24 protein-coding genes are annotated in these 22,209 nt (G+C 51.5%); 13 read left to right on the top strand and 11 right to left on the bottom strand.

The window, feature by feature from the left end; genetic code table 11:
• Window positions 1-6 precede the first annotated feature (6 nt).
• The 8 genes from hyaC to appA all read left to right on the top strand — a co-directional run bounded on the left by hyaC (window position 7) and on the right by appA (window position 6,862).
• On the top strand, window positions 7-714 hold the full coding sequence (gene hyaC / locus ACJHW7_RS01465) for a Ni/Fe-hydrogenase b-type cytochrome subunit (RefSeq protein ID WP_001186424.1): 708 nt from the start codon (window positions 7-9) through the stop codon (window positions 712-714).
• The gene (hyaD, locus tag ACJHW7_RS01470; protein ID WP_000003670.1) at window positions 711-1,298 is read left to right on the top strand and encodes a hydrogenase 1 maturation protease; all 588 of its coding nucleotides are present in this window, start codon (window positions 711-713) and stop codon (window positions 1,296-1,298) included. Before hyaC ends, hyaD begins: the two co-directional genes overlap by 4 nt.
• Window positions 1,295-1,693 (top strand): hydrogenase-1 operon protein HyaE, encoded by a 399-nt coding sequence (gene hyaE / locus ACJHW7_RS01475; RefSeq protein WP_410233558.1) that lies wholly within the window; start codon window positions 1,295-1,297, stop codon window positions 1,691-1,693. The genes hyaD and hyaE overlap by 4 nt, the downstream gene beginning before the upstream one ends.
• Complete coding sequence (locus ACJHW7_RS01480) at window positions 1,690-2,547, top strand: hydrogenase expression/formation protein (RefSeq protein ID WP_021556662.1); 858 nt, start codon at window positions 1,690-1,692, stop codon at window positions 2,545-2,547. The genes hyaE and ACJHW7_RS01480 overlap by 4 nt, the downstream gene beginning before the upstream one ends.
• A gap of 133 nt (window positions 2,548-2,680) precedes the next feature.
• Entirely contained in the window at window positions 2,681-4,225 is a 1,545-nt protein-coding gene (gene appC, locus ACJHW7_RS01485) for a cytochrome bd-II oxidase subunit 1 (protein WP_000263563.1), read from the top strand.
• A gap of 11 nt (window positions 4,226-4,236) precedes the next feature.
• Window positions 4,237-5,373 carry a cytochrome d ubiquinol oxidase subunit II gene (gene appB, locus ACJHW7_RS01490; protein WP_000460781.1) on the top strand — a complete coding sequence of 379 codons (1,137 nt, stop codon included), beginning with the start codon at window positions 4,237-4,239 and terminating at the stop codon, window positions 5,371-5,373.
• 12 nt (window positions 5,374-5,385) lie between these two features.
• Window positions 5,386-5,478 carry a cytochrome bd-II oxidase subunit CbdX gene (gene cbdX, locus ACJHW7_RS01495; protein WP_000270305.1) on the top strand — a complete coding sequence of 31 codons (93 nt, stop codon included), beginning with the start codon at window positions 5,386-5,388 and terminating at the stop codon, window positions 5,476-5,478.
• Between the two features lie 79 nt (window positions 5,479-5,557).
• Entirely contained in the window at window positions 5,558-6,862 is a 1,305-nt protein-coding gene (gene appA / locus ACJHW7_RS01500) for a bifunctional acid phosphatase/4-phytase (RefSeq protein ID WP_021556663.1), read from the top strand.
• A 119-nt stretch (window positions 6,863-6,981) separates the two neighbouring features.
• Here the strand turns inward: appA and etk are convergent, their stop codons facing one another.
• The 8 genes from etk to cspH form a co-directional block, all read right to left on the bottom strand.
• Window positions 6,982-9,162: a tyrosine-protein kinase gene (gene etk / locus ACJHW7_RS01505; RefSeq protein ID WP_000208668.1), complete on the bottom strand. Its 2,181-nt coding sequence runs from the start codon at window positions 9,160-9,162 to the stop codon at window positions 6,982-6,984.
• Between the two features lie 19 nt (window positions 9,163-9,181).
• Entirely contained in the window at window positions 9,182-9,628 is a 447-nt protein-coding gene (etp, locus tag ACJHW7_RS01510; RefSeq protein ID WP_000057871.1) for a protein-tyrosine-phosphatase Etp, read from the bottom strand.
• Window positions 9,616-10,755, bottom strand: a complete 1,140-nt coding sequence (locus ACJHW7_RS01515) for a polysaccharide export protein (protein WP_001295357.1) — start codon at window positions 10,753-10,755, stop codon at window positions 9,616-9,618. The genes etp and ACJHW7_RS01515 overlap by 13 nt, the downstream gene beginning before the upstream one ends.
• A gap of 45 nt (window positions 10,756-10,800) precedes the next feature.
• Window positions 10,801-12,897 (bottom strand): YjbH domain-containing protein, encoded by a 2,097-nt coding sequence (locus ACJHW7_RS01520; protein ID WP_000742329.1) that lies wholly within the window; start codon window positions 12,895-12,897, stop codon window positions 10,801-10,803.
• Window positions 12,897-13,643, bottom strand: a complete 747-nt coding sequence (locus ACJHW7_RS01525; RefSeq protein ID WP_001038071.1) for a capsule biosynthesis GfcC family protein — start codon at window positions 13,641-13,643, stop codon at window positions 12,897-12,899. The genes ACJHW7_RS01520 and ACJHW7_RS01525 overlap by 1 nt, the downstream gene beginning before the upstream one ends.
• Window positions 13,640-14,284 (bottom strand): lipoprotein GfcB, encoded by a 645-nt coding sequence (gene gfcB / locus ACJHW7_RS01530; RefSeq protein ID WP_001301846.1) that lies wholly within the window; start codon window positions 14,282-14,284, stop codon window positions 13,640-13,642. The genes ACJHW7_RS01525 and gfcB overlap by 4 nt, the downstream gene beginning before the upstream one ends.
• Before the next feature lie 106 nt (window positions 14,285-14,390).
• Window positions 14,391-14,696, bottom strand: a complete 306-nt coding sequence (locus ACJHW7_RS01535) for a threonine-rich inner membrane protein GfcA (RefSeq protein ID WP_001299283.1) — start codon at window positions 14,694-14,696, stop codon at window positions 14,391-14,393.
• Window positions 14,697-15,137: 441 nt separating this feature from the next.
• Window positions 15,138-15,350, bottom strand: a complete 213-nt coding sequence (gene cspH, locus ACJHW7_RS01540) for a cold shock-like protein CspH (RefSeq protein WP_000087763.1) — start codon at window positions 15,348-15,350, stop codon at window positions 15,138-15,140.
• 285 nt (window positions 15,351-15,635) lie between these two features.
• Between cspH and cspG the strand changes: the two genes are divergently transcribed.
• Genes cspG through ACJHW7_RS01560 form a run of 4 tightly spaced genes read left to right on the top strand, consistent with a single transcriptional unit; the run spans window position 15,636 to window position 16,415 of the window.
• On the top strand, window positions 15,636-15,848 hold the full coding sequence (gene cspG, locus ACJHW7_RS01545) for a cold shock protein CspG (RefSeq protein ID WP_000066490.1): 213 nt from the start codon (window positions 15,636-15,638) through the stop codon (window positions 15,846-15,848).
• A gap of 10 nt (window positions 15,849-15,858) precedes the next feature.
• A complete protein-coding gene (locus ACJHW7_RS01550; protein WP_071524879.1) occupies window positions 15,859-16,047 on the top strand; it encodes a cold-shock protein in 189 nt (62 codons plus the stop codon).
• Window positions 16,022-16,252, top strand: a complete 231-nt coding sequence (ymcE, locus tag ACJHW7_RS01555; protein WP_001309400.1) for a protein YmcE — start codon at window positions 16,022-16,024, stop codon at window positions 16,250-16,252. Before ACJHW7_RS01550 ends, ymcE begins: the two co-directional genes overlap by 26 nt.
• The gene (locus ACJHW7_RS01560; protein WP_001019197.1) at window positions 16,242-16,415 is read left to right on the top strand and encodes a GnsA/GnsB family addiction module toxin; all 174 of its coding nucleotides are present in this window, start codon (window positions 16,242-16,244) and stop codon (window positions 16,413-16,415) included. Before ymcE ends, ACJHW7_RS01560 begins: the two co-directional genes overlap by 11 nt.
• Before the next feature lie 48 nt (window positions 16,416-16,463).
• On the opposite strand, the gene ACJHW7_RS01565 is transcribed toward ACJHW7_RS01560, so the two are convergent.
• The gene (locus ACJHW7_RS01565; protein WP_021556664.1) at window positions 16,464-17,537 is read right to left on the bottom strand and encodes a 4Fe-4S binding protein; all 1,074 of its coding nucleotides are present in this window, start codon (window positions 17,535-17,537) and stop codon (window positions 16,464-16,466) included.
• Window positions 17,538-17,608: 71 nt separating this feature from the next.
• Window positions 17,609-20,353 carry a TMAO reductase system sensor histidine kinase/response regulator TorS gene (gene torS / locus ACJHW7_RS01570; protein ID WP_071781258.1) on the bottom strand — a complete coding sequence of 915 codons (2,745 nt, stop codon included), beginning with the start codon at window positions 20,351-20,353 and terminating at the stop codon, window positions 17,609-17,611.
• Window positions 20,354-20,435: 82 nt separating this feature from the next.
• On the opposite strand from torS, the gene torT reads away from it, so the two are divergent.
• Window positions 20,436-21,464: a TMAO reductase system periplasmic protein TorT gene (torT, locus tag ACJHW7_RS01575; protein WP_021556666.1), complete on the top strand. Its 1,029-nt coding sequence runs from the start codon at window positions 20,436-20,438 to the stop codon at window positions 21,462-21,464.
• Here the strand turns inward: torT and torR are convergent.
• Entirely contained in the window at window positions 21,437-22,129 is a 693-nt protein-coding gene (gene torR, locus ACJHW7_RS01580; RefSeq protein ID WP_001120119.1) for a two-component system response regulator TorR, read from the bottom strand. The genes torT and torR overlap by 28 nt on opposite strands.
• Between the last annotated feature and the right edge of the window lie 80 nt (window positions 22,130-22,209).

The following is a 22,209-nucleotide window of genomic DNA, read 5'->3' on the forward strand; positions in this document are numbered from 1 at the left end:
ATCATCATGCAACAGAAAAGCGACAACGTTGTCAGCCACTATGTCTTTGAAGCGCCAGTCCGCATCTGGCACTGGCTGACGGTGTTATGCATGGCGGTATTGATGGTCACCGGATACTTTATCGGCAAGCCGCTACCTTCCGTCAGCGGCGAGGCGACGTATCTGTTCTATATGGGCTACATCAGGTTAATTCACTTCAGCGCCGGGATGGTTTTTACCGTGGTCTTGCTGATGCGGATCTACTGGGCTTTTGTTGGCAATCGATACTCCCGCGAGCTGTTTATCGTGCCGGTATGGCGTAAAAGCTGGTGGCAGGGCGTGTGGTATGAAATCCGCTGGTATCTGTTTCTGGCAAAACGTCCGAGTGCCGATATAGGCCATAACCCCATCGCCCAGGCGGCGATGTTCGGCTATTTCCTGATGTCGGTCTTTATGATCATCACCGGCTTTGCGCTGTACAGCGAACACAGCCAGTACGCTATTTTTGCGCCGTTCCGTTATGTGGTGGAATTTTTCTACTGGACGGGAGGCAACTCAATGGACATTCACAGCTGGCATCGGCTGGGGATGTGGCTGATTGGCGCGTTTGTGATCGGTCATGTCTATATGGCGCTGCGTGAAGACATCATGTCCGACGACACGGTGATCTCCACCATGGTCAACGGCTACCGTAGCCACAAATTTGGCAAAATAAGTAACAAGGAGCGTTCATGAGCGAGCAACGCGTGGTGGTAATGGGGCTGGGCAACCTGCTGTGGGCCGATGAAGGTTTCGGCGTGCGGGTGGCGGAACGGTTGTATGCCCATTACCACTGGCCCGAGTATGTGGAGATTGTCGATGGCGGTACTCAGGGACTGAACTTGCTGGGGTATGTCGAAAGCGCCAGCCATCTGTTGATTCTCGATGCCATTGACTACGGGCTGGAACCTGGAACGCTGCGAACCTATGCCGGAGAACGTATTCCGGCTTATCTCAGCGCGAAGAAAATGAGCCTGCACCAGAACAGTTTCTCCGAAGTGCTGGCGCTGGCAGATATCCGCGGACATCTGCCAGCACATATTGCCCTCGTCGGTCTGCAACCCGCAATGCTCGACGACTACGGCGGCAGCCTGAGCGAACTGGCACGGGAGCAACTGCCCGCAGCAGAACAGGCGGCGCTGGCGCAGCTGGCTGCATGGGGAATTGTGCCGCAACCGGCTAATGAATCGCGCTGTCTCAATTATGACTGTCTGTCGATGGAAAATTACGAAGGCGTTCGCTTGCGCCAGTACAGGATGACACTGGAGGAGCAGGGATGAGCAACGACACGCCATTTGATGCGTTGTGGCAACGAATGCTGGCGCGCGGCTGGACGCCGGTTAGTGAATTCCGTCTTGACGACTGGCTTACGCAAGCGCCAGACGGTGTGGTGTTATTAAGCAGTGACCCGAAACGCACGCCAGAGGTCAGCGATAATCCGGTAATGATTGGCGAATTACTGCGCGAGTTTCCCGACTACACATGGCAGGTGGCGATTGCTGACCTTGAACAGAGCGAAGCCATCGGCGATCGCTTTGGCGTCTTTCTCTTTCCCGCCACATTAGTGTTTACCGGCGGAAACTATCGCGGCGTGCTGAATGGTATTCACCCGTGGGCGGAACTGATAAACCTGATGCGTGGGCTTGTCGAACCACAACAGGAGCGTGCCTCATGAGCGAAACTTTTTTCCATCTGCTGGGGCCAGGAACGCAACCGAACGATGACAGTTTCAGCATGAATCCACTGCCGATCACCTGTCAGGTGAATGATGAACCGAGTATGGCGGCCCTGGAGCAATGTGCTCACAGCCCGCAGGTGATTGCGCTGTTAAACGAGTTACAACATCAACTAAGTCAACGCCAGCCGCCGTTGGGCGAGGTGCTGGCAGTCGATCTGTTAAATCTCAACGCCGACGATCGTCACTTTATCAATACGCTTCTCGGGGAAGGGGAAGTGTCAGTGCGCATTCAGCAGGCTGACGACAGCGAAAGTGAAATACAGGAGGCGATCTTCTGCGGATTATGGCGGGTGCGCAGACGTCGCGGCGAAAAGTTGCTGGAGGACAAACTGGAGGCCGGCTGCGCGCCGCTGGCGTTGTGGCAGGCGGCAACGCAAAATCTCTTGCCGACAGATTCGCTGTTACCGCCGCCCATTGATGGCCTGATGAATGGCCTACCGTTGGCGCATGAGTTACTGGCGCATGTACGTAACCCCGACGCGCAGCCGCACAGCATTAATCTGACGCAATTACCCATCAGCGAGGCTGATCGGCTTTTTCTCTCACGTCTCTGTGGGCCGGGAAATATTCAGATTCGTACCATTGGCTATGGCGAGAGCTATATCAACGCCACGGGGTTACGCCATGTCTGGCATTTACGCTGTACGGACACCTTAAAAGGCCCGTTACTGGAAAGTTATGAAATCTGCCCAATACCGGAAGTGGTGCTGGCAGCGCCAGAAGATTTGGTCGACTCTGCGCAGCGGCTTAGCGAGGTATGTCAGTGGCTGGCGGAAGCTGCACCGACGTAAAAAGACGGTAAGTATCGCTTTCAGGCTTATGAATATCGCAATCGGCGAATACCTCTGGTCGTAGAGTTTCAGGATAAAGAGGGAGATCTACCATTATCGGGTTATTTTTCTCTCTTCGCCTACAGGAGTGCGCATGTGGGATGTCATTGATTTATCGCGCTGGCAGTTTGCTCTGACCGCGCTGTATCACTTTTTATTTGTACCCCTTACCCTGGGGCTGATTTTTTTGCTGGCTATCATGGAAACCATTTACGTGGTCACCGGCAAAACAATCTACCGCGATATGACGCGCTTCTGGGGTAAGCTCTTCGGTATCAACTTTGCTCTTGGCGTGGCTACCGGCCTGACCATGGAGTTTCAGTTTGGTACTAACTGGTCATTCTATTCCAACTATGTGGGCGATATTTTTGGCGCACCGCTGGCGATGGAAGCATTAATGGCCTTCTTCCTCGAATCCACCTTTGTCGGGCTTTTCTTCTTCGGCTGGCAGCGGCTGAATAAATACCAGCACCTGCTGGTGACGTGGCTGGTGGCGTTCGGTTCAAATCTCTCTGCATTGTGGATATTGAATGCCAACGGTTGGATGCAATACCCGACCGGTGCGCATTTTGATATCGACACCCTGCGTATGGAGATGACCAGCTTCAGCGAGCTGGTCTTTAACCCGGTCAGCCAGGTGAAATTTGTGCACACCGTAATGGCGGGCTACGTGACCGGGGCCATGTTTATTATGGCGATCAGCGCCTGGTATTTACTGCGCGGACGGGAGCGCGATGTCGCATTACGCTCGTTTGCCATCGGTTCCGTCTTCGGTACTCTGGCGATTATCGGTACCCTGCAACTCGGAGACAGTTCTGCGTATGAAGTCGCGCAAGTACAACCGGTAAAACTGGCGGCGATGGAAGGGGAGTGGCAAACGGAACCTGCTCCTGCACCGTTCCATGTGGTTGCCTGGCCGGAACAGGATCAAGAGCGTAACGCCTTTGCCATCAAAATTCCCGCGCTGTTAGGGATCCTCGCCACTCACTCACTAGATAAACCCGTGCCGGGTCTGAAGAATTTGATGGCTGAAACCTACCCACGCTTGCAACGCGGACGTATGGCCTGGCTGTTAATGCAGGAAATATCGCAAGGCAATCGTGAGCCGCATGTGTTGCAGGCATTCCGGGAGCTGGAAGGCGACCTGGGTTACGGCATGTTGCTCTCCCGCTATGCGCCGGATATGAATCATGTCACAGCCGCACAGTACCAGGCGGCGATGCGTGGCGCGATACCTCAGGTTGCGCCGGTATTCTGGAGTTTCCGCATCATGGTGGGCTGTGGTTCCCTGCTGCTACTGGTGATGCTGATTGCGCTTGTCCAGACGCTGCGTGGCAAAATCGACCAGCATCGCTGGGTGCTGAAAATGGCGCTCTGGAGTTTGCCGTTGCCGTGGATTGCGATTGAAGCCGGGTGGTTTATGACCGAGTTTGGTCGTCAGCCGTGGGCGATACAGGACATCTTACCGACATACTCCGCGCACTCCGCTTTAACCACAGGACAACTGGCTTTCTCACTGATCATGATCGTAGGGCTTTACACCCTGTTCTTAATCGCCGAAGTCTACCTGATGCAGAAATATGCCCGTCTGGGGCCGAGCGCGATGCAGAGTGAACAACCGACGCAGCAACAGGGGTAAAGGAGAAAATCATGTTTGATTATGAAACATTGCGCTTCATCTGGTGGCTGCTGATTGGCGTGATCCTGGTGGTCTTTATGATCTCCGACGGATTTGACATGGGGATTGGCTGTTTGCTGCCGCTGGTGGCGCGTGATGATGATGAACGCCGGATAGTGATTAATAGCGTTGGTGCGCACTGGGAAGGCAATCAGGTCTGGTTGATCCTCGCAGGTGGGGCATTATTTGCCGCCTGGCCCAGAGTGTATGCAGCGGCGTTTTCCGGCTTTTATGTGGCGATGATCCTGGTGCTGTGCTCACTGTTCTTCCGCCCGCTGGCCTTTGATTATCGCGGAAAAATCGCCGATGCACGCTGGCGTAAAATGTGGGATGCCGGTCTGGTCATCGGCAGTCTGGTGCCGCCGGTAGTCTTCGGTATCGCCTTCGGCAACTTGTTGCTCGGCGTGCCGTTTGCCTTCACACCGCAATTACGCGTGGAGTATCTCGGCACCTTCTGGCAACTGCTGACGCCATTCCCTTTATTGTGCGGATTGCTCAGCCTTGGGATGGTGATTTTGCAAGGTGGCGTCTGGTTACAACTGAAAACTGTTGGTGTGATTCATCTGCGTTCACAGCTGGCGACTAAACGCGCCGCACTACTGGTGATGCTGTGCTTTTTGCTGGCGGGTTACTGGCTGTGGGTCGGTATTGATGGCTTTGTACTGCTCGCCCAGGATGCTAACGGTCCTTCCAATCCGTTAATGAAACTGGTGGCAGTGCTACCTGGTGCCTGGATGAATAATTTTGTCGAGTCGCCCGTTTTGTGGATCTTCCCGCTGCTGGGGTTCTTCTGCCCATTGCTGACGGTGATGGCGATTTATCGTGGTCGCCCGGGTTGGGGATTTTTGATGGCGTCATTGATGCAATTTGGCGTGATTTTCACGGCAGGCATCACGCTGTTCCCCTTTGTCATGCCGTCAAGCGTGAGTCCAATCTCCAGCCTGACGTTGTGGGACAGCACTTCCAGTCAGCTGACGCTGAGCATTATGTTGGTAATCGTGCTGATATTTTTGCCCATTGTGTTGCTCTACACTCTCTGGAGCTACTACAAAATGTGGGGACGCATGACGACAGAAACTCTCCGCCGTAACGAAAACGAGCTGTACTAAGGAGCAGGAACAATGTGGTATTTACTTTGGTTCGTCGGCATTTTGTTGATGTGTTCGCTCTCCACCCTTGTGTTGGTATGGCTGGACCCGCGATTGAAAAGTTAACGAACGTAAGTCTGATGCGGCGCATTAGCGTCGTATCAGGCAATCAATAATGTCGGATATGAAAAGCGGAAACATATCGATGAAAGCGATCTTGATCCCATTTTTATCTCTTCTGATTCCGTTAACCCCGCAATCTGCATTCGCTCAGAGTGAGCCGGAGCCGGAGCTGAAGCTGGAAAGTGTGGTGATTGTCAGTCGTCATGGTGTGCGTGCCCCAACCAAGGCCACGCAACTGATGCAGGATGTCACCCCAGACGCATGGCCAACCTGGCCGGTAAAACTAGGTTGGCTGACACCGCGCGGTGGTGAGCTAATCGCCTATCTCGGACATTACCAACGCCAGCGTCTGGTAGCCGACGGATTGCTGGCGAAAAAGGGCTGCCCGCAGCCTGGTCAGGTCGCGATTATTGCTGATGTCGACGAGCGTACCCGTAAAACAGGCGAAGCCTTCGCCGCCGGGCTGGCACCTGACTGTGCAATAACCGTACATACCCAGGCAGATACGTCCAGTCCCGATCCGTTATTTAATCCTCTAAAAACTGGCGTTTGCCAACTGGATAACGCGAACGTGACTGACGCGATCCTCAGCAGGGCAGGAGGGTCAATTGCTGACTTTACCGGGCATCGGCAAACGGCGTTTCGCGAACTGGAACGGGTGCTTAATTTTCCGCAATCAAACTTGTGCCTTAACCGTGAGAAACAGGACGAAAGCTGTTCATTAATGCAGGCATTACCATCGGAACTCAAGGTGAGCGCCGACAATGTCTCATTAACCGGTGCGGTAAGCCTCGCATCAATGCTGACGGAGATATTTCTCCTGCAACAGGCACAGGGAATGCCGGAGCCGGGGTGGGGAAGGATCACTGATTCACACCAGTGGAACACGTTGCTAAGTTTGCATAACGCGCAATTTTATTTACTACAACGCACGCCAGAGGTTGCCCGCAGCCGCGCCACCCCGTTGTTGGAATTGATCATGACAGCGTTGACGCCCCATCCACCGCAAAAACAGGCGTATAGTGTGACATTACCCACTTCAGTGCTGTTTATCGCCGGACACGATACTAATCTGGCAAATCTCGGCGGCGCACTGGAGCTCAATTGGACGCTTCCAGGTCAGCCGGATAACACGCCGCCAGGTGGTGAACTGGTGTTTGAACGCTGGCGTCGGCTAAGCGATAACAGCCAGTGGATTCAGGTTTCGCTGGTCTTCCAGACTTTACAGCAGATGCGTGATAAAACGCCGCTGTCATTAAATACGCCGCCCGGAGAGGTGAAACTGACCCTGGCAGGATGTGAAGAGCGAAATGCGCAGGGCATGTGTTCGTTGGCCGGTTTTACGCAAATCGTGAATGAAGCACGCATACCGGCGTGCAGTTTGTAATGTATAAAAAAGAGCATTCAGCTACCTGAATGCTCTGAGGCTGATGACAAACGAAGAACTGTCTAATGCGTAGACCGGAAAAGGCGTTCACGCCGCATCCGGTCACTTTACCTTCAGTTTTACTCTTTCTCGGAGTAACTATAACCGTAATAGTTATAGCCGTAACTGTAAGCGGTGCTGGCGCGTTTAATCACACCATTGAGGATAGCGCCTTTAATATTGACGCCTGCCTGTTCCAGACGCTGCATTGACAAACTCACCTCTTTGGCGGTGTTCAGGCCAAAACGTGCAACCAGCAGGCTGGTGCCGACAGAGCGCCCCACGACCGCAGCATCGCTCACCGCCAGCATCGGCGGCGTATCGACAATCACCAGATCGTAATGGTCGTTCGCCCATTCCAGTAATTGACGCATCCGATCGCGCATCAGCAGTTCAGACGGGTTAGGTGGCACCTGACCGCGAGTAATCACATCAAAGCCTCCTTTGCCAAAATGCTGGATCACTTTGTTGAGCTCATCTTTACCTGCCAGATATTCCGACAAGCCATGTTCATTACTCACGGTAAACAGGTTATGCGAATAACCACGGCGTAAGTCGGCATCAATAAATAACACTTTTTGATCGGACTGGGCGATCACCGCTGCCAGAGTTGAACTGACAAATGTTTTACCACTGTCTGGCGTCGCACCGGTGATCATCAGAATGTTATTCTCAGTCTCCATCATAGCGAAATGCAGACTGGTTCGTAGCGCACGTACGGCTTCCACAGCAGAATCCGCCGGGTTATCCACCGCCAGGAAGGGGATATTTTTAGTACGATGGCGCTGCTGATTAGAAAATAAATTTTTCTTACGCAGACGGGTGCGTTTATCCAGCCACTCGGACATTGGGATAGTGGCATAAACGCTGATGCCGTGCTCTTCCAGTTGTTCCGGTGCTTCTACACCACGACGCAACATCGCACGCGCCAGCACGGCACCCACCGAAATAAACAGGCCAAGAATAAAACCAAGCACCACGTTCAACGCTTTTTTCGGTTTCACTGGCTGCGGCTGAGTGACTGCCGGGTCGATAATCCGCACGTTACCAATGGCACTGGATTTCGAAATACTCAACTCCTGCTGGCGGTTAAGTAATTGCAGATATACCGCACGGCCCGCTTCTACGTCACGACTTAAACGCAACACTTCCTGTTGGGTGGAAGGCATAGCCGATACCCGCTTATTCAGGCGTTTGCGTTCTTGCTCCAGCGTCTGGCGTTTTTCCAGCAGCGCACGATAAGTTGGGTGATCTTTCTTATACAGCTGGGAGATCTCTGCCTCGCGGAAGGTCAGCTCATTGAGTTGATTATCAACGTTCACAATCTGCTCAAGAACGGCTTTGGCTTCCAGGTTAAGGTCAACCGAATCGCGCTGCTGGCGATAAACGTTGAGTTTTTCTTCCGCCTGGTCCAGCTCGCTGCGCACTTCAGGCAACTGGCGCTGTAAGAATTCAAGGCTTTGTGAATCCTGCGCCGCCTGGCGAGCGATATTCTGTTGCAAATAGTTGTTAGCGATGCTGTTCAGAATACGGGTAATCAACTGGGGATCATCACCGGTCATGGTAAGTTCCAGCATCCCGCTTTCTTTACTGCGTTCGCTAACGGTAAAGGTTTCCTGCAACGCGTTAATCGCTTCCAGTTCGGTACGTTGGCTCAGGACAAACTGTGTTCCTGGTTTGGCCTTAATATCCGCTATAGTCAGCGCAACGCCATCTTTTTCCAGACGCTGGCCGACCATACCATTGACGGTGAACTCTTCACCTTCCAGCGTATAGTGGCCGTTTTCCCCAACCGTGAGTGTCAGTTGCTGATCCTGACCATTCAGTTGTGGAATATGCATCCAGCTGATCGCCAGCTCACCTGGTTTCTCTTTGGTTAATCTCGCCCAGCCGCGACCCACAATCGGAAAATACTTCTGCTCAACCATGTCGCGCAGATTCAGTTCAGCAATGGTTTTACCGAGAATCATGCGCGATTGCAGCAGTTGGATCTCCGGTGCAGACTCGGGCGATGAGTTAGGGATCATATCACTCAGGCCGCTGAGAATGGCGTTGCCCTGTTTTTGCTCAACCTGGACCAGAGTATCTGCCTGATAAATTGGTGTGCTTAACAGCGAGTAAGCGACAGCGATCAGCGTGAATAACGCGGTCACGCTGATAATAAACTTACGGTGATCCCATAACTCGCCGACCAGACGAAGCAGATCGATCTCATTTTCCTGAGTGCTGCCTGGTGGCGTATTCATATTTTTAGTTGTCATCGTATTTTATAAACTCAAATTACCGGCTGAGGCGCTTCGCCCATTCCTGACTGGCGCGCTCCAACATACCGTAGACATGTTCAAATGCGTCCTGACTTTTACGATAGGGATCCGGGATCTCTTTCTGTTCCAGCCATTGCCCAAACAGCATTGTCTTCCCGCGGACCTCGGGAGCGATTGCGGTAACCTGAGCAATATGTTCCGACTCCATTGCCAGAATCAGATCGTAATTTCGTGCCATCTCAGCAGTGAGCTTACGTCCGGCATGTCCTTCAAGAGATACGCCATGATTAGCGGCAACATCTGCCGCTGTCGCATCTGCAGGGTGTTTTACCAGACCATGAACACCTGCCGATTTGACTTTTACGCCCGGCAGACGTTTACGCAGCAAGCGCTCGCCAATGGGCGAACGGCAAATGTTGCCGGTACAAACCACCAGGATTGAGTTAAATTTTAGTTGGGCCATGTTTGAATCCACCGTGAAGTCTCTGTCAGGTCATGCACCCCGGAAATCGTCGGTACCAGCAGAGAAATCACACGGTTCCAACGAGCCAGAGGCGCGGTAGTGACATAAACAATGTCGTAAGGTTCAAGCTGGAATTCCGTTCCGAGTATCATTGCCGATGCGTCCTTCGCATTCAGCTGATAAATATTGGCGATTTTGCCATTCTGCTTGTTTTGCGTTGCACGAATAACAAAAATCCCCGTCGCATCAGCGACATCCTGATTCATACCCTCAGCGTTACCCAGCGCTTCCGCCAGGGTCATACCGCTGCGGTCCATTTTCAGCGTGCTCTGTTTACCCACTTCACCCATCACGAAGACTTTCAGATCATCGTTGCGCGGAATAAATAAAATATCTCCCGGGTGCAGCAGTTTGTTCTGGCGCAAGTCGCCACGCTGCATCAGCGCATAGAGGTTCACTTTGGTCTTTACGCCATTCTGGGTGAGCACCACATTGCGCCAGTCTGCATCTGCGGTCAGACCGCCTGCGGCGTTAATCGCATCCATGATGGTCAGAGGAATATTGGTAATCGGCTGCTGACCCGATTTGCTGACTTCGCCGGTGACGTACGCTTTTTGCGATCGGAACGCCGCGACGCTGACATCGACCTGCGGGCTTTCAATGACTGAATCCAGACGCGCTGTAATCTCGTTGCGTACCTGGGTAAGTGTTTTCCCGGCCACTTTCAGGCGACCAATATAGGGGTAGAAAATCGCACCATCGGCGTTAACCCAGTTGCCGGTATCACTGGCGCTACGGTATTGCCCTGCGGGGGTGGTTAGTTCCGGGTGATCCCAGACCGTAACCATCAACACATCACCAATGCCGATACGATATTCATAGTTCGCGATTTGCTGCTCCAGCTCCGGGTTAGCCTGCGACATAATCGGTTTGGCGCGCAACTGATCAATCAATCCTGGCGTGACGGGATAGATATTGACCATTTTGTCCAGGTCATACTGATTGTCAGGTAGTTCAATGACATCCTTGTTACTGGTCGATAAATTCTGACCAGGAACAAGGGTACATGCTGTCAAAGACAGAACAGCCAATGTCAGTACCGAAAACTTAAAAATGTTCTTTTTCATTGGTTTATATTTATCAGTCAATGTAATGTTATGAATTACGTCAGGTTATTGTCCAACCGGTACTTCTCGCTCTGCCGTCATTGGATAGAGCTGGTATTTGCGTGACAGCATTTGTCCACCATCACGCGTCAATGGTGTCCACGAAACCACCGCGCGGTTGCGGTTAGGTCCAATGGTCATCAAGTCGAACGGAATCGAGATATAAAAACCTTTACTAAAGCCGCCTTCGCCGTAGTCATCTTTAGATACGTTACTGATTGCCGCCCATACCCCTACCGCCACGCCGCTGTCAAAGCGTTTGGCGACGTCGATCGTTGCCCCTTTATCTTTTGCCAGATATTGCCCAACGCTAAGTTTCATCAGTACGCCATTGAGCGTCGGCGGGTTCCAGTAAGCCGTCACGAAACCAGTTGGCGTGGAATAATCGGTGAAGCGCATCATGTTGTCCCAGTCACGCTGCTTCACGTAGTTAACGTCCACACCCAGCGCCCAGCTGGCATCTAGCGGGCGATAAAGCAGCTCGGAACCGACACCGGCGTACATCGTTTCCAGATAACCGCCATACACCTGGCCATAGAAACCATTGCCTAAGTCGGCAAAGTAATTCGCCTGCAAGTTGTTGAGATAAACGTCATTGCGAACGTAATCACGGATATGCGTGCGCACGCGGGGCAGGGTAGAGTCCGCGGGCAACAGTGAAGACTTAAACTTGTCGTAGTTGTTGTAAATATTGGTGAAAATACCGCCATCAAGCAGCAGGTGGTCGGTAAACCAGTAGCGGGCGCTGGACATCAGCCCCAGCTGGAACATATAGAAATCTTCCGGGCCGCCCAGCGACTGTGAAAGTGTTGGGTTGAAAGAGTAGCTAAAGCGATCTTCACGAATACGGTAGCCCCGACCAAAGGCAGAAAGATCTTCAGCTTCAACACGTTGTTGTTGCAGTGGCTCTGATTGACCAGGCGCTGTACCTGCCAGCTGTTTGCGCAGGCTGGCTACGTCGGTTTCGGTAGTCACCATCGCCATATGCTCGCGCTTTTGCGTCACGCTAATCTTCTCAACGCCTTGCGGCAGGTTATTCACCAGAATCCGGTTGGCACGATCGACCGCTTCACGAGAGTCACGGTATTTGTATTGCTGACCAGACATATACAGCGTCTTATCGCGTAGCTGAATTTCTGGCGCGTCAAAGCCCGCGTTATACTTCAGGGCGGTAAGTTGGTTTGCTACCGTGGTGTACTGCAATCCTTCAGATTCAGGCGCAGGTTGATATGCCGGTTTTGGCGTATCGCGCAGGGCAGGGCGCAGATCGTTGAAATTGGTCCGTAAAGTGAAACCAAACATCAACGTGTTACCGCGTTCATAACTCAGGTTGAGGTCTGCCCAGCTGGCAGCGCGATAAACTGCACCGACGTTGAAATGGCTTGCCTGAGGCAGTTTGCCAGCGAAATCATTCTGGTAATTGTTGCCGTCGTATTCGAGTTTCAGACGCAGGGGATTCCACGGCGTTTGATACTCAATGCCGCCAAAGATGGAGGCTGGGCCACGAAAGATATCGCTAAAGCTGATATCGCCCGCATCGTGAGACTCTGCGCGATGACAATATTTATCGCTCACCCGGCAAAACGGGTTGGTAATATTGCCTGCATTACCGGCGTAGCCCCATGCCATCCCGAGGGTGAAATCAAATGGCCCCGCTTGCTTGCTGGCCACCAGATACTCACCGTCAAACAGACCCGTACCAGCAATATCACGTTTACCAAACGCCACTTGCGGTAGCCAGTAACCTTCTTCCCACAGGCGAAGTTTAAAATCGAATGATTTGTCTTTGTATGACTGATCGCCGCTGAAATCTTCCCACTGGCTATATTTACGTGTGCGCACATCCGTATAACGAATGGTGCCTTCCAGCCATGGGAACAGCGCCACGGAGGTGGAGTAGAAACGGTATTGATCGTTATCCCGGTAGTTGACGCTGAATTCACCTTCCGGTGCGATGCGCGCATTTGGCATCTGCAACAATCCTGTGCCGCCAAAGTCCGATTGCGACGAACCCAGCGGATCCGGGTAGGTTAATACTTCAGCATGACAGGCACTGGAGACGGCAATGGCCAGGCAGCTTAAAAGATAAGAATTCTTCTTCATCAGTCAGGAACACGTTGCGTTAAAACAGACACAATCTGGTCATTTAAATCAGCATATTTTTCGGGCAGTACATGCGCAGAAAAGCCTAACCAAAGCTGGCTGCCAGGCGGTGGTTCCACATGTCTTTTATTCCACAGGGCAACAGGGGCGACGACAGTCTCACCCTCAGGCGTAATCACGATAACGTTATTCTTGTCCGCGCCTGCAAGACGGGGGTGATCTTGCAGATAATCGGTAACGCTACGGCCTGCCTGCCAGGGCAATTGCCCAGCCCCAGAAACCGCACCCAGAAGAGTAATAGTCACCGGGCGCTGTACGGTATAGAGCGTATAGTTCCCGACCAGCGGGGGATTGCTGTTCTCATCCACTCGTACAAAATCAGGGTCCAGTTTGACCGGTAAGCGACCAGTAATATTGAGATTGAGTAACTGCTGGCGCACGGATTTAATCGTTGCCGCCACATCGTCGTCAGCTTCTGCTTCCCAGGAAGCAAGCTGTGCCATGACATGTTGGTAGTCTTTAAGCGCTTTAGCTTTCACCGCGGAGTCGGTCAGCAGGGCACCAGGCCACCAGAGGCGATCGCGCAGTTGCGGTTGTGTCACCAACTGGGCAACATTCTCCACGGGGCCAACGGAAAGTGTCTGTTGTTCGCCAGGCAGATAAATAGTCACCGTTCCTTGCGCAAAGGCATGGGGTGTCATTACGTAAAGTACGCTGGCAATGAAATACGACTGTAATTTATTCATGGTGCGGGTTTAAGAAACGTCATTTCTACGGGAATAACCCCTGCGCCTAACATTTGCCGACTTTGACGAACCTGGCCAGTAGCCGAATCGACCCAGAATGTGTTTTGCCACTGTTTTTCTGGCAGCGTGGAAGTCACCTCTTCCTGCCAGACATTACACAGCACATCGCGACCCGCAATATGCAGCGTCTCTAATCCAGCAAAGGAAAAAGTGGAACTCAGGGTCGCAGAGCGAAAATGGTTGTCTTCACTCCAGAGAATATCGCGCGTCCAGCGGCTGCCGTCTTTTATTGCCAGCGCGTTACGCAGAGGGTCCTGCCCGGAATTTGTCACTTCCAGCAGATTATTATTAAGTTTGACGGTCTTTAAAAGACGTCCATTGTGGGTAACCAGCATGGCGTTATCCTGGGATAACCATTTGCTTTGTTCTTGTTCTATATATCCCAGTACCACAAAGATTCGTTGCCCTTCATTAAGGCGTAAATACATCGTGGAATAAGGCAACGCCTGGATCTGCTGATCCGCTACGGTGATATCCTGATTATCGAAAAGGCTGGCGCGAAATGTATCGACCATACTTTGCTGGCTGTGCGTACATCCCGCAAGAAATAGTGCGAAAATCGATAAAATAAGAGGGCGCACCTTTAATCCTTGAAAGGTTAATTAAAAAAATGCAAATCTCTAAAGCCCGGTACGAATATCGCAACCGGGTATTATTTAACTTTAATTTCGACGCGTTTAAGCAGAATTAGCGCGTAGTGGACGTGGTGGTTGAGGTGTTATGAGAACCGCCATCGCCACTGTCATTTGCTGCAACTACTGCCAACGTCGCCACACCAACAGCCGTTGCCACACCGACAACTGTCGCCGTGCCGACAGCGCCAGCAGCCACGCCACCAGTGGTAGCAGCCGTCGTGGTTGCACCGGTAGTGGTCGTTGTGGTGCCAGTAGTACCCGTCGTTGCCTCGGTCCCGTTTGCTGCTTCAGGGGCAGCAAACGCAGCTGGCGTCGTCAACATGAAGGCCATAAGGATTGCAGAAAGCTTGTGTTTCATAACTTTTCCTTTATTCATCGCATGGACAATACGTACGCTTGAGATCAGGATTGTCTACTTTGAGTATAACATCCTTGTGAAATCTCCCTTTCCTCATACCACTTGCACTATATACAGCGGGTGAGAAAGGCGCGCAGAGGGAAATATAAGATTGTTAACTATTCCCCTCTGGAAATACGACTTGTGAGCATAAGATAAATCTTAGCAAAATACAAATTAAAGATAAGAAAATTGTTAAGAAAGCTATTAACTATTGTTGGCAATATAGTTTCAAGTGGTACTATAACTCGCTGTTAAGTGGCATTTATAACTATTAGTTGTAGAGATATTCGGTCAAATGGATTAGTTTTCCGGTGAAAAAGTAACTTGTGTTATAATACATGGTGTTGACTATTGAACTATGCCAATAAAACCAGTCAGCTTTAAACAAGCAGCGTCATATTAAGAGAGATAAACATTTGCCGCTGTTGGTCCTCGCAGGCCATTTACGCGGCAAAATTCCACGCGTAATCCTGGTATAAGCACTTCTGCGTCGCGGGGAGTGAATGCGGAAATATGGACCTGAACTTCTTTACGACCGTCGGAGGGGATAATGAATCCTTTGCCGCTTTTGCGATCAAAGGTTTTGACAATTCCTGTCATTTTACGGGACAAACAAATTCCTTACTGAAAATACTGCGCTGCACTATACGGGGTTAATAAAATAAAGCCAGCGATATTTAAGACCGCCGGACGGCTAAAATAAAATTTGCTTAATCTCAATTATCATGCGTTAATAGCTGCGTCGGTTGGAAAGACAGACAGCATACAAAGTAGTTTACTAAAGCAGTTCTCATTATCAGGCATTATCCCCTTCTTTTGAGTCTCTCTCCTGAACACTAAGTAGTTTCTGTATTAAAGCCCTGTTTGCCGAAAGGCCCAAAATGAAGGAAGTAAAATATGTCTAATAAAATGACTGGTTTAGTAAAATGGTTTAACGCAGATAAAGGTTTTGGCTTTATCACTCCTGATGATGGCAGCAAAGACGTTTTCGTCCATTTCACCGCCATCCAGAGCAATGAATTCCGCACGCTGAACGAAAATCAGAAAGTTGAATTTTCTATTGAGCAGGGGCAACGTGGCCCCGCGGCAGCGAACGTTGTTACGCTCTAAGGTTGCCGTTATTACTCAACATCTCCATTTCCGCTGTCCATGTTGTCATGGTTCACAGTACCGCACATCGGCATTCGATGTGACGGAGCGAAACCCTTTGGGCGCTAAGTGTATTTTTTGTAAATCGACGATGATCACCTTTGATAACGTCGCGCTGCAAATACGCACTGACCATGCGCCGCTGGATTTCACAAAATAATATCAGGCTCCCTCGTGGAGCCTTTTTTATATCTGCCTTATTTTTCTTCAACGCTGTATGTATAGTAAGCGATAACCTGTTGATTATTGAATCTTTCGGGGAGATGGCTTATAACATTTCTTACCTGACCAGGGTACCGGGAACCAACACCTTACTGGCGTGTTGCTGTCTTTTAAGACCAGAAGAGGTTAACAGTGAATATTGAAGAGTTAAAAAAACAAGCCGAAACGGAAATCGCCGACTTTATCGCGCAAAAAATCGCCGAGCTGAACAAGAATACAGGGAAAGAAGTCTCTGAAATTCGCTTCACCGCGCGAGAAAAAATGACCGGGCTTGAAAGTTATGATGTCAAAATCAAAATAATGTGATTTTGTGAACATCACCCCGTGCGAGGTGATGTTCCGCTTGTTGCTAATTTAGTGACCAATCATTGGCGCTTGCGGAATTAAGCGTCGGTACAATTCCTCCGGCACCGGGCTTTGCCATACTCCTGCATACATTGCGTAACCAATCACCGTAAACATAATCCCCAGAACCAGTAGCGTCATTAACCAGCCAGACAACGCAAAGGCTTTTTTATTTGCCGCAGGTTTTTGCAGTGAAAAGGTCAATGTTGAGGCTACCGGACATGACTCTACGCAAGTCATACAGCCGGTACATTCCACTGTTCGTACCTGAATTAATTTATCGACCGGGATCCGTGATGGGCAATTTTTTGCGCATTTGCCACAATCGATACAACTTTCGGCATTGCGACGAATCTTAAACGGCGATAATAGCGAAACCACGCCCATCAGCGCGCCATATGGGCAAAGATAACGACACCAGGCATGGCGAATAAACAGGCTGGTAATCAGCAAAACGTTCACGCTGATTAATGTCGCGGTCCCCATATGACGAAAGAAATCGAGCATTTTTACGTCCATCACCACGCTGTAGGGCGACAACATAAAATAGTGAATCGCCTGAGCGGGCATCAATAACGCGATATAGAGAAAAAAACTCAACAGCAAATACTTCACGCCGCGCAGAGGAATATCCAGCCAGCGGGGAAGGACACATTGCCGACCAAACAGTTTGTTACCGAGATCGCCGATTAATTCAGAAAGCGTACCAACCGGGCATAACCATGAGCAAAAGGCCTTTTTGAGTAATAGACTGATGACGATAAAAGCGACCAATAACAGCATCGCGGCGGCGTGGACGGACGGTAACTGACCTGTTGCAAGGCTATATTTCAGATTCATCAGACCGGCAATCGGTAGCCAGCCTTCGATACCTCCCGGTCTGGCGAGAAATGTCGTACTACCTGCCGTTTCGTAATAGCGCACCCAATACCAGAACGTGATGGCAATATAAATATTCATTGCCAATAGTAAGAATTGCGTCGCTTTACGCCAGGTCGTGGCATTGCGCCAGTCATTCCACGGTAATTTGCCGCCCGTCGTGCCTGGCCGCCGCTGCCAGCGGGTTCTTTTTTTCTCTGCCATGATTTTGCCAGTCCGTTAAGTTGCATACCAAATGCCACTATTCTAGTTATTCTTAACTGGCTGATATTGATTCAAATCGCGTTCAGGTCTTTCTTATTCAACCATGCTTCCAGAGCGGCAACACTGCGTGTAATTTCTTCGTGTGGAAGGGGGGCAGATAATGGCTGCTGCTCCAGTTGTGCGCATAGCTGACTGGCGCTACGCATTCCCAGACTCGAGCAACTGCTTTTTAGCTGATGCGCGGCACGCTTTATTTTCTCGCTGTCCTGGCTGGCGCGGGCAATGTCGATTTCATCGAGAAGCGGCAGGGCATGTTGTTTAAATAATGCCAGCCATTCGTGGATCTTCTCCGTCCCCATTAATTGAGCATCTTCATTGAGTTGCGATACATCAAGTGGTAGATCGTTATTGACTTGCAGGTGGAGATAGTGCGCCAGTAACTGACCGAGCACTTCACGCGGCACCGGTTTAGGGATAATCCCGCGAAATAGTGAACTGGTACGCTGGCGCAGCGTTTCGTCAATGACATGAGCGCTAAAGCCAATCAAAACCAGCGACGGATATTGCTGTGCCAGTTGCCGGGCAAGGGTAATGCCGTCGATATCCGGCAGATCAAAATCCACCAGTGCGGCAGCAAACGGTTCGCTATTTTGCAGTGTCTCTAAAGCCTGCGCGGCATTGCCAATAGCAACAACCTGCGCACCACTGGTGTTCAGCATCTCAACGGTAATTCGCTGGGTTAGCGGGTTATCTTCAATTAACAGCAAACGTAAACCGTCCAGACGCACCGCCTGATTGGCTGTTTTTGGCGCGGGTGCTGTGGCAACACGTAACGGCAAGCGTAAACAAAAACAGCTTCCAACCTCCAGCGTGCTGGTGGCGCTCAGTTCGCCGCCCATCGCCTGGGCCAGACGGCTACTGATAGTCAGCCCCAGCCCGGTGCCGCCGCGTTTGCCACTTACCTGAATAAATGGCTGGAAGATTTCTGCCAGTTTCGCGGGATCAATACCGCAGCCGCTGTCTTCCACTTCGACCAGCCATTGCTCACCATCAGTACGGCTACGTAAAACGATCTGCCCTTCGTCAGTAAAACGCAGGGCGTTGCTCAACAGGTTGGTAATGACCTGACGAATACGCCGCGGATCGCCCATTAACGCGCTCGGTACATCATCGGCAATTGCCGTTGCCAGGCGAATCGGGCGACCTTTCACCCGTCCGCTCATTAATTGCAGGGTACTTTCCAGCAGCGGGCGCGGTTCAAAGGGCTCATCGCTGACCGAAACATTCTTGCCACCTGCTTCGATAGCCGAATAATCGAGAATATCGTTGAGGATGGTCAGCAACGATTCACCAGAGTCAGTAATTGCCCGCAAATCATCACGCTGGGCGTTAAGTGTGGGGTTATCTGCCAGTAGCTGTGCGGTGCCGAGAATACCGTACAGCGGTGTGCGGATCTCATGGCTCATCGCCGCCAGAAACGCCGATTTTGCCTGGCTGGCTTTTTCTGCTTCCGCCCGTGCCTGTCGGTGTTCTATCACCAGTTCCTGCAATTCAGCTGTACGTGCTTTGACCTGCGCCGCCAGCTGTTCGCGGTGGCGATTCAGTGCATGAACACTGCTGCGAAACGCATCCATCAGCCGCCCGATGGTATCCAGCTCCCGTACGCCAGCGGTTTCCGGAAAAGGGGAGTCAATATCACCGTCCAGCAGCCGTTGCAGCGCCTGCGTTTGTTCGGCAAGTGGACGCGTGACTGAGCGATAAACCACGCGCCAGAGGATCAGAATCAGTGCGCAAAGTGAAACCATCCCCAGCAATAACAGGCTGTATTGCCCGCGTGCACTGGCTTTTTCCAGATGCGCCAGTCCATGCTGATTGCGCAGCTCAATGGTGTCGACCAGCTGACTGACTTCGCTACTAAACTGCGCGAACTGGGCGATATTATTTTGGGCGAGAGTTTGCAGGTGATTGCTGATTTCACTGTCCTGCTGGAACAGCGCCAACAGATCGCTATATTGGCTAACGGTAGTTAACGTTGTTGCGACCTGCGCACGAACTCCCGGATCTTCAATGCGTATTTGCCGACGTTGCAGAATTTTCACCGCATTATTGAGCTGCCTTTCCAGCGTTGGCGCATTTTTCTGGATCTGTTCCAGCCCCAGATTCATCACCATTTGCTGCACCCGCAGGGCGCTAAGGCGCAGTTCATTCATCTGGTTAACATACTCAAGATCGATATCAATCAGCCGGTCGAGTGCACTTTCAGCAGCCTGACGCTGATCTTGTTCGATCAAATCGTAAATCCCGGCCTGGGTCGCTCCAGCGGAAGTTGTCGCATTATTCGCCTGACCTTGCGCCAGGCGTGCGATCTCATCGGCGGCAGCGACTATCTGCTGACTGAGTCGCTGTTGTTGCTGGCGCAGTTGCAAACGCTGCCCCACCAGTTCCCCTTGCTGACGTAACGAACGGGAGATCTCCTGCTCCTGTTGTTCAATAGCGGTGGTATCAAAACCTTGTTCCCGTAACGCTTGCAGCAACGCATTAATCTTCAGGCTTTGTGCGGTGAGCATTCGCCCCTGCGCCTGCCACATCTTTTCGTTATCGGCACTGGTCAGGTTCTGCGCGGCGAAAAGTTCCCAGGCGCTGGCTTCGCTCAACTGGCGCGCCATATTCATGGTAGGAATCAATGCCTGAGTATTGTCTTTTTCCACCTGGCTGATAAAGCGCAGGTTGTACCATCCCACCAGGGTACTGGTCAGGGTTAACAGTGCCATCAGGGCAAAGCCCATCCAGAGTCTTCGGGTCAGGGTTAAATTCACGGTCGGTGCACTTAAGGTGAAAAATGTTGAGTCGCAAAGCGGAATGCATCTAGCATAAAGCCTTATTATTGATGAGGCTATCATGCGCGTACTGCTATTTTTACTTCTTTCCCTTTTCATGTTGCCGGCATTTTCGGCTGATAACCTGTTGCGCTGGCATGATGCGCAGCATTTCACGGTGCAAGCCTCTATGCCGCTTAAAGCCAAACGCGCCTGGAAACTGTGCGCGCTTTATCCCAGCCTGAAAGATTCATACTGGTTATCGTTGAACTATGGTATGCAGGAGGCTGCTCGCCGCTACGGTGTGGATTTAAAAGTGCTGGAGGCAGGCGGCTACAGCCAGTTGGCTACCCAGCAAGCACAAATCGACCAGTGTAAACAGTGGGGCGCAGAGGCCATTTTGCTCGGTAGTAGCACGAAGTCATTTCCCGATCTGCAAAAGCAGGTAGCAAGTCTGCCGGTGATCGAACTGGTAAATGCTATTGATGCTCCCCAGGTGAAAAGCCGCGTTGGTGTACCCTGGTTTCAGATGGGCTATCAACCTGGGCGATATCTGGTGCAATGGGCGCACGGTAAACCACTGAACGTGCTGTTGATGCCCGGACCCGATAACGCCGGGGGCAGTAAGGAGATGGTCGAGGGTTTTCGCGCAGCCATTGCCGGAAGCCCGGTGCGTATTGTTGATATTGCGCTTGGTGATAACGATATTGAAATCCAGCGTAACCTGTTGCAGGAGATGCTGGAACGCCATCCAGAAATCGACGTCGTTGCCGGAACGGCCATTGCGGCAGAGGCGGCAATGGGGGAAGGGCGTAACCTGAAAACGCCGCTTACCGTGGTGTCGTTTTATCTTTCACATCAGGTGTATCGCGGGCTGAAGCGGGGAAGAGTGATTATGGCTGCCAGCGATCAAATGGTCTGGCAGGGGGAACTGGCAGTTGAGCAGGCCATCAGGCAATTACAGGGGCAATCGGTGTCTGATAATGTCAGCCCACCGATTTTAGTTCTGACGCCGAAAAATGCCGACCGAGAACATATCCGCCGCTCGCTGTCACCGGGGGGATTTCGTCCGGTCTATTTTTATCAGCACACATCAGCGGCTAAGAAATAACCTTCGCCATGTTGCGTCACCAGTAAATCCGCGCTGAGTTTATGGCGTAAACGACGAATTAACACATCGACGGTGCGCAGGTCAGGGTTTTCCACCCGACGCGCAGAAAGCATACGCAGCAGACGTTCACGGCTGAGAATTTCTCCCGGATTGGTCACAAATGCCACCAACATTTCATACTCTGCGCGGGTCAGTTTAATCGGCTCGCCATCCCGCTCCAGCGTATGGCGCGACACATTCAGGCAATAACCCGCAAAGCGATAGCAGTTGTCCTGAGTGTACGGTTGAGCTTGTCGCGCGAGGTCGATTCGCCAGAGCAGATTTTTTACCCGTACTACCAGTTCGCGCAGTTCCAGCGGTTTGGTGACGTAATCGTCTGCGCCCATTTCCAGCCCAACAATACGGTCAATCCGATCGCTGCGTCCGGTAACCAGAATAATCCCCACCGTTGAGCGTTCTCGCAGGGCGCGGGTTAACATCAGGCCATTTTCATCGGGCAAGTTGATATCCAGCAGAATTAAATCCACCGGCTGATTCTGCATAATTTCCCGTAGCCCGGCACCGCTCGCCGTAACGGAAACGGTATACCCCTCCTGAGTGAAGTAGGATTGTAATCGCGCCTGGGTAACCGGCTCATCTTCAACAATAACAATGTGATGTGGCATCAGAGGGTTTTACTCATTCTGTTCATATCTGTTCATATTCTGCCGTAAGCCATTCATCCTGACCAGTGCCGCTGTTCATA

This window comes from Escherichia sp. WS1152 (assembly GCF_046487665.1).
Classification (GTDB): domain Bacteria; phylum Pseudomonadota; class Gammaproteobacteria; order Enterobacterales; family Enterobacteriaceae; genus Escherichia; species Escherichia coli.